This window comes from Rhizobium sp. CG5 (assembly GCF_023701945.1).
Taxonomy (GTDB): domain Bacteria; phylum Pseudomonadota; class Alphaproteobacteria; order Rhizobiales; family Rhizobiaceae; genus Allorhizobium.
Map to the genome: position 1 here is coordinate 1 of NZ_JABAEF010000027.1, position 13,025 is coordinate 13,025.

The 13,025-nt window shown below is 59.9% G+C and carries 13 protein-coding genes and 2 pseudogenes; 12 read left to right on the top strand and 3 right to left on the bottom strand.

The window, feature by feature from the left end; translation table 11 throughout:
• The coding region (locus tag HGO38_RS28185) for a hypothetical protein (protein WP_250959195.1) at positions 1–239 on the top strand (239 nt) is incomplete at its 5' end.
• 31 nt (positions 240–270) lie between these two features.
• Here the strand turns inward: HGO38_RS28185 and HGO38_RS28190 are convergent.
• A complete protein-coding gene (locus tag HGO38_RS28190) occupies positions 271–1,023 on the bottom strand; it encodes a sulfite exporter TauE/SafE family protein (protein ID WP_250959135.1) in 753 nt (250 codons plus the stop codon).
• 10 nt (positions 1,024–1,033) lie between these two features.
• Entirely contained in the window at positions 1,034–2,107 is a 1,074-nt protein-coding gene (locus HGO38_RS28195; RefSeq protein ID WP_250959136.1) for a nuclear transport factor 2 family protein, read from the bottom strand.
• Positions 2,108–2,348: 241 nt separating this feature from the next.
• Here HGO38_RS28195 and HGO38_RS28200 point away from each other — a divergent pair, with 241 nt between their 5' ends.
• The 11 genes and pseudogenes from HGO38_RS28200 to HGO38_RS28250 all read left to right on the top strand — a co-directional run bounded on the left by HGO38_RS28200 (position 2,349) and on the right by HGO38_RS28250 (position 11,956).
• Positions 2,349–3,587: an ABC transporter substrate-binding protein gene (locus HGO38_RS28200; protein WP_250959137.1), complete on the top strand. Its 1,239-nt coding sequence runs from the start codon at positions 2,349–2,351 to the stop codon at positions 3,585–3,587.
• Positions 3,588–3,658: 71 nt separating this feature from the next.
• The gene (locus HGO38_RS28205) at positions 3,659–4,687 is read left to right on the top strand and encodes a carbohydrate ABC transporter permease (RefSeq protein ID WP_250959138.1); all 1,029 of its coding nucleotides are present in this window, start codon (positions 3,659–3,661) and stop codon (positions 4,685–4,687) included.
• A 2-nt stretch (positions 4,688–4,689) separates the two neighbouring features.
• On the top strand, positions 4,690–5,574 hold the full coding sequence (locus HGO38_RS28210; protein ID WP_250959139.1) for a carbohydrate ABC transporter permease: 885 nt from the start codon (positions 4,690–4,692) through the stop codon (positions 5,572–5,574).
• A gap of 5 nt (positions 5,575–5,579) precedes the next feature.
• Complete coding sequence (locus tag HGO38_RS28215; protein ID WP_250959140.1) at positions 5,580–6,632, top strand: ABC transporter ATP-binding protein; 1,053 nt, start codon at positions 5,580–5,582, stop codon at positions 6,630–6,632.
• A gap of 19 nt (positions 6,633–6,651) precedes the next feature.
• Positions 6,652–7,185: an ester cyclase gene (locus HGO38_RS28220; protein WP_250959141.1), complete on the top strand. Its 534-nt coding sequence runs from the start codon at positions 6,652–6,654 to the stop codon at positions 7,183–7,185.
• A gap of 84 nt (positions 7,186–7,269) precedes the next feature.
• Entirely contained in the window at positions 7,270–8,289 is a 1,020-nt protein-coding gene (locus HGO38_RS28225) for a LacI family DNA-binding transcriptional regulator (protein WP_250959142.1), read from the top strand.
• Positions 8,289–9,257 carry a nuclear transport factor 2 family protein gene (locus tag HGO38_RS28230; RefSeq protein WP_250959143.1) on the top strand — a complete coding sequence of 323 codons (969 nt, stop codon included), beginning with the start codon at positions 8,289–8,291 and terminating at the stop codon, positions 9,255–9,257. Before HGO38_RS28225 ends, HGO38_RS28230 begins: the two co-directional genes overlap by 1 nt.
• A gap of 15 nt (positions 9,258–9,272) precedes the next feature.
• Positions 9,273–9,469 (top strand): annotated as a pseudogene (locus tag HGO38_RS28235) (type II toxin-antitoxin system HipA family toxin); the annotation flags it as partial.
• A gap of 237 nt (positions 9,470–9,706) precedes the next feature.
• Positions 9,707–10,603: pseudogene (locus HGO38_RS28240) on the top strand (IS110 family RNA-guided transposase); the annotation flags it as partial.
• Positions 10,604–10,659: 56 nt separating this feature from the next.
• On the top strand, positions 10,660–11,013 hold the full coding sequence (locus tag HGO38_RS28245) for a zincin-like metallopeptidase domain-containing protein (protein ID WP_250959144.1): 354 nt from the start codon (positions 10,660–10,662) through the stop codon (positions 11,011–11,013).
• Between the two features lie 34 nt (positions 11,014–11,047).
• Entirely contained in the window at positions 11,048–11,956 is a 909-nt protein-coding gene (locus HGO38_RS28250; protein WP_250959191.1) for an IS481 family transposase, read from the top strand.
• Between the two features lie 316 nt (positions 11,957–12,272).
• On the opposite strand, the gene HGO38_RS28255 is transcribed toward HGO38_RS28250, so the two are convergent.
• Positions 12,273–13,025 carry a GntR family transcriptional regulator gene (locus HGO38_RS28255; protein WP_250959145.1) on the bottom strand — a complete coding sequence of 251 codons (753 nt, stop codon included), beginning with the start codon at positions 13,023–13,025 and terminating at the stop codon, positions 12,273–12,275.

The window sequence follows — 13,025 nt, forward strand, 5'->3', positions numbered from 1 at the left end:
GCGACGTGATGCGGTGCTGCGCAGCCGAAATGGCTCCGCACCGCAACCCGCCGCTACCGCACAAAATGCAGCAACCCAAAACCGCCGGAGCGAACTCAAAACTGGATAAAACTTGGGGGCAAGGTCAGGCGCTCTTCTCAACGAGTGAGCGCAGGTTCATCATGTCGTCGGTCATCGGTGGTGTCCCTCAGGTTGGTCATAAGCAACCCGACCCTACCGGAAATCACCGATGGCTATGAAATCCAGCTGCAACACTCCTCGGGACACGATCTAAGGTCCGGCTAGACTGCTGTAGATCAGCTGAACCGAAATTCCCGCCAGCAGGATTTCTGCCAGGGTGTAGTAGGCCCTCTGCGGAATAACCTTTACGAGGTAGACACCGAGCAGCGTCGAAAGAACGCCGACGGGGACGAGCATCATTGAGATCTTCAGCGTGGACGCGGGGAATTCGCCCAAGGCCCAGTACGGTACGAGTTTGGCAGCGTTCATGGAGGCGAAGACGATTGCCGATGTCCCGGCATAGACAAGCTTGTCCAGCCTCTGGGGCAGGACATAGATCTGGTAGGGCGGCGCACCGGAGTGGCTGACGAAGCTGGTAAAGCCCGACAGCATGCCGCAGATCCAGCCGACAACTCTGTTGGGCCGATGTTGGGTGGCCGATAACCGGCGCAGCCCGGAATGGGCATAGAGGACATAGGCAAGACCGATCACCCCGATCATAGCTGCCACGGCGCGTTCAGGGACGGACGCGGCCAGCAGCCAGCCTAGGAATATTCCGAAAAATGCCGAGGGGATCAGGATTGACAGGTTTCTTGCGTCGTAACGCTTTCGGAAGGTCCAGACCCCGACTGCGTCGCTGATGATGAACACCGGTAGCAGGATTGCCGCCGCCCGCAGCGGGTCGGTCTGGAGTGACAGGATTGGTGTTGCCAGCATGCCGGTAACCTGCATGCCACCCTTGGAAAGGCCGACGAAGAATGTCGCCAGCACGGCAGCTACGGCAAACCCTATTTCAATGTGCATGGCGCATCGCCTACCGGAACGGCCGGTGATCGAAGAAGGAGCGCATCCGGTCGAAGACATCAATGTCCATCTGCTTAAGCAGATCGAGGATATCGAGCGGTACCCAGTTTTCGCGGATCAGGCCTTCGTGGTGGAGATAGAAATCCATGACCCGCATGGTGACTGGCCGGCCCGTCGGCCCGAGGCCCAGGAAGCCGCCGCCGTCGTGAATGGCGTAGACGCTTGGCCAGCCACCGGTGACGGAATAAGGGCCGTCGCCGATCCGAACATAGTGCCCGGCACCATGCGCCTGCCTGATGGCGTGCACTTCTTCGAGCGTACCGACTGGCCGCTTGAAGGCCTCCCGGAACGGCAGTTGGTGGTAGTCGACGAAGCCTTGAAGGCCGCGCGTGGTGCCGATGCCTGAAGGACCGTACCACATCATTTTCTCGTGCCAGTAGCTTTTCTGAGGCATGTTCAGAAGGCCCTGACGCTTGTCGACGGCGTTGTCACCATAGGCACCAAGAGCCTGATGCATGCCAAGCGTTTGCGCGATGCTGGACGCAGACTGCGCCGCATCGGTTTCGGTCAGCACAATTCCATCGGCCGTCAACGGACCCGGCCACATGCCTTCCGTGCCCAGGCTCGGAGCAAGCGGCCAGAAGCCTGCCTGGCGCATGACGTCGAGTATGTCCCAGAGGCAATTGCTCTGGACGATGCGACCGTCCTCGACCTGATGCACTTCGCCATAGCGGATATAGACGGGCCGTCCCGTCGCGGGGATTGTCAGCCACGGTTCGCGGAATGTGCCGCAGTATTGGCCAACCGTTGCCACGTAGTCGCGACCTTCGTAGCTGCCGCCGATCAGGATCGTGTCGCGCCGCTCCAAATCCGGAAACGATCGCTTCAGCGGAAGCCAGACGGTTTCAACCAATGTGTCTATACCCCGCATCTCATTGAGCGGGTGAGCGCCGCGCCAATGCACCTGCGGATGGTACAGATTGCCGATGCTTGCCTTGAGCTTTTCGGGGGACGCTTCTGCGATGGCTTGCAGGCCCTCATAGAGGCGGTGCTTACAGGTGAGAATGCTTGCCGGGCCGGACATGATGAAGCCTTCTTAAGTCTGATCGCGATCAACGCCAGGTACTATTCCTACAAAATGCATACGTATGCAAATTTTCATTTGCATTCGTATGCAGTGCTGTTAACGTTGATGGCGACCACGGATCGAAACGGTGTATGGCCGGCACTTGGCTGCTTCCTTTCGTCACCGCGGCAACAGAATTGAGAGGTCCGGAACAGGACCTCCGGGAACAGAAACCCTCTCCAGATACTGGGAGCATTCAATGAATATCATGCTGAAAACCGCATTTGTTGCGGGGGTTGCGGTGCTGTCGTCCGGCACTGCCTATGCAGGCTGCGGTATCGAGAAGGGATCCGTCAGGGTCCTCGCAAATGATTTCCCCGCGCTGCGCCAGATTATCGATGCCGCTTCGGCCTGCGCCGGAGACGGCGTGACCGTGACGCGCAATCAGACGACCGAGCACGAAAGCCTCGATGTCCCCTCGCTTTCAGCCAACCCGGCTGAATATACCTCTTCGATTGTCGCGACCTCGTCGATCCAGCCGCTGCTTGGCGCGGGGCTCATTCGCCCGCTCGACGACTACATCGCCAAATACGGCAAGAATATTTCCGACAAGCAGAAGATCTCGCTCGGCGGCCATGTCATGGCGATCGCCTTCGATGCCAATACACAGCATCTCTTCTACCGCGCCGATATACTCGAGAAGGCCGGCGTGCAGCCGCCAAAGTCCTACGAGGATGTGCTGGCTGCGGCGAAGGCCATCAAGGACAAGGGGCTGATGCAGTATCCGCTCGGCGGCACCTACAAGGCCGGCTGGAACCTCGCGGAGGAATTCGTCAGCATGTATGTCGGCTATGACGGTGCCTTCTTTGAACCCGGCACTGCCAAGCCTGCAATCAACAACGACAAGGGCGTGGCTGCGCTCAACATGATGAAGTCGCTCAGCGCCTACATGACGCCCGATTTCCTGACATTCGATTCCAACGCATTGCAGGCAGAGTTCGAGGCCGGCAAGGTTGCGCTCGCCAACTTCTGGGGCTCGCGCTACGGCGCCGTGGTGGACGACAAGGGCTCGACGCCGGATATCACCAAGGCGATCAAGGTTGCGGCGGCTCCGACCGTCGGTGGCGGCAAGATTCCCGCAACGACGCTATGGTGGGATGGCTATACGATAGCCAAGAACATCAGCGACGCCGATGCGATCGCGACGTTCCAGGCGCTTGACCATGCCTCTTCGACGGCGACCGCGAATGCCCATCCTGACGATGCCGTATGGCTGATGGACGGCTACAAGCCGGGTGCCGGTGCCGGCGGCGTGCTCGATACGTTGAAGGCAGGCGCCAAGCCTTATCCGATGAACCCCTACATGGGTCTGCTGCACACTGCGCTGGGCCGCGAAATCGTCCCCTTCATGCAGGGCAAGGAGGATGCCAAGGCCGCGCTTGCGAAGGCGGAGGCGGCCTATGTCGCCGGGGCCAGGGAGAAAGGCTTCCTGAAATAGTCGCCAACTGATCATCCTGTCGCGGGGAGGCGCGATGGCCGCCTTCCCGTCCAACCCACAGGTTTGAAGCGATGCCGCACAGAACGTTCCTCTGGTTAATCATGCCGTCGGCGCTGGCAATGATCCTGTTCATCGCGTTGCCGATCGTCTCGGTCGTCGTCCAGTCCCTTTATGTCGAAAACGATCGGGTTCTGATCGAGGTCGACAATTGCGGACCCTTCGGCTGCCAGAAGGAAGTGCGCGTCGATGTCGAGGCGACCGCGCTGCAGCAGGCCGAACACCCGCTCGGCCGCTTCAACGGTCTCGCCACCTATTTCAACCGCAACCACCTTGCGTTCGACGAAGTGGGCGAAGCCTGGGGCGCCTCTTCCGGCATGGGTGATTTTCTCGGGCGGCTGATCGGCCTGCCTTTCTACAAGGCACTGACGTTCACGCTCGCCTATACGTTCGTCGTGACGCCGATCGTCATTGCGCTCGGCTTCCTTATCGCGCTGGGGGTCAACGCGCTGCCGAAGCTGGTCAAGGGTCCGGTCATCTTCGTTTCGCTTCTGCCGATGATCATCACGCCGCTGATCGGTTCGTTGATCCTGTTCTGGATGATCGACGCGAACGGCATCATCGGCGCCAGTCTGCAGCGAATTTTCTCCGACCCCAACCTGTCGCTCAAGGCCTCTCCCGGCCTGACATGGCTGATGCTGTTCGTCTACGGCATCTGGCACCAGGCGCCATTCGCCTTCGTCGTTCTTTATGCCGGACTGCAGACGGTACCGCAGGATACGCTGGAATCGGCGATGATCGACGGTGCCTCGCGATGGGAGCGGGTGCGCTATGTCGTGATGCCGCATCTGGCACCGCTTACCGTCTTCGTCGCACTGATCCAGCTTATGGACAATTTCCGCGTCTTCGAGCCGATCGTCGGCTTCAGCGCCGAGGCTAGCGCCACGTCACTGTCGTGGATCATCTTCAACGACCTGCGCAACACCGGCACGCCGCTCTACGGCTCGGCCGGCGCCACCTCGACGCTGACGCTGATCGGCGTCTCCATTCTCCTCATGCCGGTGCTGATCCGCACCTGGCGCGACTTCAACGGGAAGAGGTAGACATGACCACGTCGCTCGCCTCCAGACAGCCGACTGCGCTTCGCCTGTTTTCGATTGCCTTCATTGTTTTGTGGATGCTGGTTGCAGCCTTTCCCTTCGTATGGACCCTGTGGGGCTCCTTCAAAGTCCAGGGCGACTTCTTCTCACGCCTGGACTGGCTGCATGCCCTCACCGGAATGCAGACGATGGCCGAGACCGGTCATGCCTTTACCGGGAGCGGCTATTACGGAGCCTGGGTGACGAGCGAGTTCTGGCGCTCGGTCATCAACACCGCAATCGTCACCATCTTCGTGGTCGTCATTTCGCTGACCTTCGGCACGCTCGGCGGCTACGCCCTGTCGCGCTCGAATTTCCGCTACGCGTTCTGGATCCTCATCGCCGCGCTGATCTTCCGCGCCATGCCACACATCACCCTGGTATCAGGATATCTCCTGCCTTTCTTCCAGCTGAACATCTGGGGGTATCTACCGACGGCAATCATCGTGCTGGTCGCCATCAACCAGCCATTCACGCTGTGGATGCTGCATTCCTTCTTCCAGAGCATTCCAAAGGACCTGGACGAAAGCGCCATGGTGGACGGTTGCTCGCGGTTCCAGGCCTTTCGCCTCGTGATCATCCCGGTCATGTGGCCGGGGGTGATCACCACCGGGCTGTTCTCCTTCCTGCTTGCCTATAACGATTTCGCTGTGACGGCGGTGCTGCTCAGCCAGGAAAACCAAACCATGGTGCCGAAGATCGCGAGCTTCCTCGGCACCACCCAGGTTCAGGGCAATGTCATGTATGCGGTCGCAGCTGTCGTTTCGGCCACTGCGCCACTGTTCATGCTCGTTCTTTTCTTCCAGCGCCAAATCGTCGGCGGGCTTACCGCCGGCGCCGTCAAGGGATAATTGCCATGGCCGACATTCATCTCAAGAACCTGTCCAAGCGCTGGGGCAAAGTCGTCAGCGTCGACAAGTTCGACCTTCATATCGCGGACGAGGAATTTCTCGTTCTGCTCGGCCCTTCCGGTTGCGGCAAGACGACAACCATGCGGATGATCGCCGGCCTGGAGGACGCATCTGATGGCGAGATCTGGATCGGCGGGCGGGTCGTCAACCGGCTTGAGCCAAAGGATCGGGACATTGCCATGGTCTTCCAGAGCTACGGCCTCTATCCGACAATGACGGTCTACGAGAATATTCGCTTTCCGCTGAAGGTGCGAAAGATCCCGAAGGAGCAGCATCATGAACGGGTGATGCGGGCCGCGGCGATGGTCGAGCTCACGGATCTTCTGGAGCGACGCCCGGCAGCACTTTCCGGTGGCCAGCGCCAGCGGGTTGCCCTCGCTCGGGCGATCGTCCGCCAGCCGGCTGTCTTCCTGATGGATGAGCCACTGTCCAACCTCGATGCCAAGCTCAGGGTTTCGACACGGGCGCAGATCAAGAACCTGCATCACGAGCTTCGCACCACGACGATCTACGTCACCCACGACCAGATTGAAGCGATGACGCTTGCCGATCGTGTCGTCGTCATGAACCGGGGCGTCGTCCAGCAGGTCGGCACCCCGCGGCAGATTTACGACAAGCCGGCCAATACGTTCGTCGCAAGCTTTATCGGTTCGCCGGCTATGAATCTGATGGAGGGTGAGATCCTGGATGGGGTCTTTACCGGCCAGAACGTCCGGATCGCGGGATTTACGACCAAGGCTTCAGGCCGGGTGACCGTCGGTTTCCGCGCCGAGGACGCGACAGTCAATATGCAGGGCGGCGAGATCAGCGCGCCGGTCTATGCACTGGAACTCCTAGGCGACGCGTCTCTGGTCACTCTCCAGGCTGGGGGAGGGCTTGTCGCCATTAAAGTGCCCAAGGATTTCGAGGCCGATATCGGCAGTCCCTTTTCGGCCTCTGTTCCTGCCGCAATCTGCCATCTCTATGACCCGGTAGCGGGCAATCTCATCGAAACTTGACACAAGAGGAGTTACCCAGATGAAAGGCGCACGCCCGCAGCAGGCTGTCCTGACCAAGGACAACGACCAGACCAAGACGGCCGAGACCCGCGCCGTCATCGAAGGCATGGTCGATGGTCTCAATGATCACCGTATCGATGATATCGGCGAGTTCTTCTCCGCATCCTTCCGCTGGCTTGGCAATGCGGGCTGCGGGACCAAAAGCGGGCTGAAGGAATTTCAGGAAAACTGGCAGCGTCCCTTCCAGGCGGCCTTTTCCGACAAGGTCTGCGTCGACGAGGCACGCCTCTTTGACGGAGAATGGGCAGCTGCCTTCGGCCGGCAGGAAGCCACCCATTCCGGCGAGTTCATGGGCATCGCCCCGACCGGCAAGCGGGTCGAGATCCGCTACATGGATTTCTGGAAGGTCAAGGATGGCAGGATCGCCGACAACTGGGTGATGGTCGATTTCCCGTATGTGATGCAGCAGCTGGGCGTCGATCCGTTCAACGGGCATGGCTGGGAGGAATATGATGCCGGCCGCAAGGTCGCGCCACGGCCTGACGCCGCATGATGAGCACCATCCAGGGAGGAGCATTTGCATGATGGGCCCAATTTTGAATGCGTATCGCCTGCGCGATCAGCGGGCAGGTGGTGCATGGTAAGCGATAAGGTGACATCGCTTGACGTCGCGCGGCTGGCAGGTGTCAGCCAGTCCGCGGTCTCCCGTGTCTTCACGGAAGGGACCTCGGTCTCGAAGAAGACGGCGGAGAAGGTCCGGTTGGCAGCCGAGCAGCTCGGCTACCGGCCAAACGTGCTGGCCCGGTCGCTGATCACCGGCAAGAGCCGGATCATAGGCCTGGTGGTCGCCAATCTCGACAACCAATTCTACCCGTTGGCGCTTGAGCTGTTGTCAAAGGCATTGCAGGCGCGGGGTTATCACATCCTCGTCTTCATGGCTTCCAATTCAAGCGATGTCGCCGAGAGCGTGATCCAGGAATTGCTGGATTACCAGGTCGACGGCATCATCACCGCATCGGTGGCAATGACCAACGACCTGACCGGGCAGTGCGTCGCGGCCGGCATTCCGATCGTGATGTTCAATCGTGGCCAGGACGATCCGCGTCTGTCCGAAGTCACGTCAAACAATCTGCTTGGCGGCCGAGCCGTTGCCGACTTCCTGCTTAAGGGTGGGCACAGGCGGATCGCGCATATCGCCGGCTGGGCGGGATCGTCCACCGGTCGGGATCGCGCGAAAGGCTTCATCGAGCGGCTTGCCGAATCCGGCGTCGAGCCCTTTGCCATCATCGACGGCATGTACAGCCGCGATGGGGCGGCTGAGGCTGCGCGCAGCCTGTTCATTGGCGCCGAAAGGCCCGACGCGATCTTTGTCGGCGGCGATTACATGGCCTTTTCGGTCATGGACGTGCTGCGGCACGAGCTCGGTCTCGATGTTCCAGGCGACGTTTCGGTGGTCGGTTATGACGATGTGCCGATGGCTGCCTGGCCGGCCTACAGCCTGACCACTTTCCGCCAGCCAGTGGAGGAAATGGTCGCTGCCACAGTGGCCACGCTTCTCTCTCTGGTGGAGGAGGGAAGCGATCAGCCGCAGAAACTTCGCATCGAGGGCTCGCTGACGGTGCGGGGCTCGGCACGCAAAACGAAAGGACAGGACTGATGAAGGGCTTCGACCCCAAGTTCAAGGATTTCCCCGATTACATCATCGGCATTACCAAGGAGATCTGGGAAGATCGCGGCATTGCCACGCTGCATCAGTATTACGCGCCGGACATCGTCGTCCGCTCGCCAACCTCGGTAGTGATCGGCAACAATGGCGTCATCGCCGCGACCATGGCGACGCTTTCGGAGTTTCCGGATCGCACGTTGCTCGGCGAGGATGTGATATGGTCGGGTACTCCGGAGGACGGCATGCTGTCGTCGCACCGGCTTTTTTCCCAAGCCACGCATACCGGCGACGGTGTTTACGGCAAAGCCACCGGTAGAAAGCTCTCCTACCGCATTCTCGCAGACTGCCATGCCATCGACAACCAGATCAACGACGAGTGGCTGGTTCGCGACCAGGGCGCAATCGTCCGCCAGATGGGCTGGGAGCCGCTCGCCTATGTTCGTGACCTGATCGAGCGGGAAGGTGGCCCGGATGCCTGCGTCAAACCGTTGACGCCCGCCAACGACCGCCCGGGTCCCTATGCCGGGCATGGCAATAACAACGCGTGGGGCCAGAAATATGCCGACATCCTCACCCGCCTGATGCGAGCCGACATGGCACTCATCCCGGTGGAATACGACCGGGCCTGCCAAGTCGAATATCCGGGCGGATTTACCGGTCACGGCCATGGCGATGTGGACCGCTTCTGGCTGGGCGTCCGAGCGAGTTTCCCGAATGCGGATTTCAAGATCGAACATGTGATCGGCCGCGACGATCCGATGATGCCGCCGCGCGCGGCTGTCCGTTGGAGCCTGCATGGCAAGCATGATGGCTGGGGCGTTTTCGGGACGCCGACGGGCGCCGAGGTCTATGTTCTTGGCATAAGCCATGCGGAATTCGGCTCATGGGGTTTGAGACGGGAATTCACCCTGTTCGACGAGACCGCGATCTGGAAGCAGATCGTGCTGAAGATGGAATAGGATCTATCCCTGCGCGGCGACAAACCCGGGTTCGCTCCAATTTATGACGTGCTCCCAACCGTTCCCTACGCACCGGCAGATGCCCTGGCGCTGTCGCTTGCCGGTGAGCGCTCCTTCAAGGTGGTGAATGCACAGCGATTGAAAGTCTTCGCCAATCGCCTACGTTTGCCGGAAGCCGCGGTGCTGCCGTCGAACGTGTCAACGAGCTTTGGTAGTCGCTGCAGGAGCGTGAGGTCGTTCCGGCAAAGGAGCTCGCAAAAACCGCAAGCGTTGCCCTTGGTCCACCCCAAATTCCTAATATTACAGCATCGACTGACACGTCGATAGTCGATATTTCGTCGGCCTCTGGCGATGTTGAGTGTCGCTGAACCATCCCCGTGATACCCGAGGTGTCCCGGTGCCGATACGCATGATAAACCCCTGTTATTCCCAACGTTGATGGGGTCATCTCTGTATGCCGAATCACAGCCTGCGCCGCTTCGCATCACTGGGCGCGGTTGCTGACGGGGTTCGGAAATGAGGTAAAGCTGATCGCGCCACATTTGGTGAAGCCCTACGTCAAGCGCGGCAAGAATGATGCCGCCGATGCCGAAGCGCTATGCGAGGCGATGAGCCTCCCGTCGTTTGTTCCGGTGAAGAGTGCGGATCAGCAAGCCGCGCTGATGTTCATGGGCATGCGTGAGCGCTCTGTCGCCGCACAGACGCAGCTTGCCAATACAATTCGTGGCTATGCAGCAGAGTTCGGGCTGACTGCAGCCAAAGGCATGTTTCATATTCCGCTCCTTCTGGAGCGCATCATGATCGACGAAACCGTACCAGTCATGGCGCGTGATCTGCTCGCATCACTCGCTGAGGAATTTGCCCAGTTGGGTGTGCGCCTGAAAGAGGTGGAGGCAAAGCTGATGGCCTGGTATCGCAACAATGAATGTTGTCGCCGTCTTGCAAAGATCCCTGGCGTCGGACCAATTGGCGCGATCTTGCCGGTGATGAAAGCGCCTGCACCGGAACAGTTCACATCCGGAAGGCAGTTTGCCGCCTGGATGGGCCTGACGCCCAAAGATCATTCGACTGCGGGCAAAGTCAGGCTCGGTGTTATTACGAGAGCCGGCGATGAAGCATTGCGTAAGACACTGGTTGTGGGCGCAACCTCATCGCTTCGACAGATAAGAGCGGGACGAGGCAGGCACACTTCATCATGGCCTGTAGAATTGCTCAAGCGCAGGCCGCCAAAACTCGCGGCTGTCGCGTTGGCCAATAAGATCGCAAGGATCGCCTGGAAAATGATGGTGACCGGCGAGTCTTATACGGGCAACGCTGCGCGACCGGCTGTGGCCTGCGCGGCGTAAAGAGATCAGTCGGTCACGGTCAGCCGGATACAGACGCTACCGTGCTGAACTGATGCGTGAACTTGCAGGAAACGAGTAGATGGTGTGATCGCTCGATCCGAGACGCGGTACACTTCGCAGATGCCAATGGCCCAACGAGGCCGAACAAGTGTTTGGAACCGACGTCGCGGACTGAAGGTTATGCCCGCGAGGAATTGGTTGCCGAGCTTGGCGCAGCATTTTTGTGCGCCGATCTGGAATTGACGCCGGAGCCTCGTGCGGACCACTCGGCCTATATTCAGGGCTGGCTTAAGGTGCTGAAGGAAGACAAGCGCGCAATCTTCAGCGCCGCCGCCCATGCGCAGCGCGCCGCCGATTTCCTGCGCGGTCTGCAAAGCGTTGCGGACACCGAGGAAGGAGCCGCCGCGTAAGAATGCCCGACTGACTCCCTTGCGTCGAGCGGAAATGGCTGTCGCCGTTCTCGGTGGCACGCTTACCAAGGCGCAGGCTGCCTGCGTCTATGCCGTTTCCCCGAAGATCGTGTCGCGCTGGGTTGAGCGCTTCAAACAGGGCGGGCGCTCTTCGATGGCCGACCGCTCGTCGCGGCCCAAGAGCAGTCCCCGCCAGACAGATGCGGTTTTGAGCGAGCGCATTGCCGCCCTTCGTCGCCAGCGCCTCACCGGCAAGCACATCTCCTTGGAAACAGGCGTGTCGCCCGCCACGGTCAGCCGCGTCCTCAAGCGGGCCGGCCTGTCCCGGATGAAGGACATTGCTCCAGCCGAACCCGTCGTGCGCTATGAGTATGCCGAGCCAGGCGGCCTGATCCATCTCGACATCAAGCGCCTCGGTCGCTTCAATCGGGTCGGCCATCGCATCAGCGGCGACAGGGCCGGCCAGAGCAATTCACGCGGCATTGGCTGGGAATACGTGCATGTCTGCATCGACGATGCCTCTCGCATCGCGTTTACCGACATCTTCCCGAACGAGAAGGCTGAAAGCGCCATCGCGTTCCTCAAGGCGGCCTTGAGTTATTACGAAAGCCTCGGCATTACGGTCACACGGGTCATGACCGACAACGGCTCCTGTTACATCGCCAAGGATTTCGCAAAAGCCTGCAAGGCGATCGGTCTCAAGCATATCCGTACCAAACCTTATACACCAAAGACCAACGGCAAGGCGGAGCGCTTCATCCAAACCGCGTTACGAGAATGGGCCTACGCACGTGCATATCCATCCTCAGATCATCGCAAAGCGCATCTGCCGAGATGGAACCACATGTACAATTGGCATCGCCCTCACGGCAGTCTAAAATCACAAACGCCGATCAGTCGCCTCCCTCATATGCGGGACAACCTCTTGAGGCTCCACATCTAGTGACGTTGGAAGGGGTGTTTTGCGCCTTCGTTCCTGTCATTCGGAGCTTCTTGCTAAGCCCTGAAAAGCCGCCATTGGTAGACAGGGCGAAGGAGCGGAGCAGAAATCACTGCAGTTGTAGGCTGTCGGGGCGGGTTAGCGCGCGCCGACCTGTTCTTGCGGAAGCGCACATCCTCTAAATTCTGATGCCCTAACATCGAATAGGTCGCGTACTCTTCCGCTTAAATGTGCGAGCGCCGCGCGCGGAGTTGTTTAGCGAATATCGCTCTGGACCCGCAGTTCTGGATTCAACTTCCCGGCCTGTCGAATACCCTTCTCAGGAAAAATTCTCTAAAACGGCCAGGAATGTGTGCCGATCGCCTTGTCCCTCGGTCAGCCGAACGCGCCCCTCGATGTCGGCCAGATGGTGATCCATCAGCTGTTGTGCTTTTGACAGGTCCTTTGCTTTCAGGGCGCCGACAATCTGGCGGTGGTGATCGGCGCCGCAATCGTCTTTCCGCTCTTCCTCGTAAAGCGCCATGACGAGGGAGAGACGCGCAACGATCTTCGACAGCATCTCCGTCAAGACGGCATTGCCACCAAGCTCTGCCAAAACGACATGGAACTTGCCCGACAGCACCGTTTTCGACTTTTCATCACCATGGTGATGGATGTGCTCTTCCTCATCAGTCAGCTTTTCCAGCGCGTCCAGCTGATCGGTGGTCGCGTGGTGCAGGACAAGCTCCAGTATGACATGCTCAAGCTTGCGCCGGGCCTCGAACAAAGCCTTCGCCTCTTCGATGCCGGGCTCAGCCACAAACGTGCCGCGGTTTTTCTTGCGTTCCAGAAGATGGTCGCTCTCCAGAACGCCGAGCGCGCCCCGCACGACCGTGCGGCTCACGCCGAAGTGGTCGGCAATCGCGTCCTCAAGGATCTTGACGCCGGGCTTGAGCGCGCCTTCGCCGATCGCCGTGGCAAGGGTGATGCGGATGCGTTCCGTAACATCGTCATGGGCGCTCTCGGCCGCGTCCACCGGGCCGTTGGCCTTCGGTGCAGGCTTGGCGCCCTGACGTCGTGTCGTCCTCTTCAT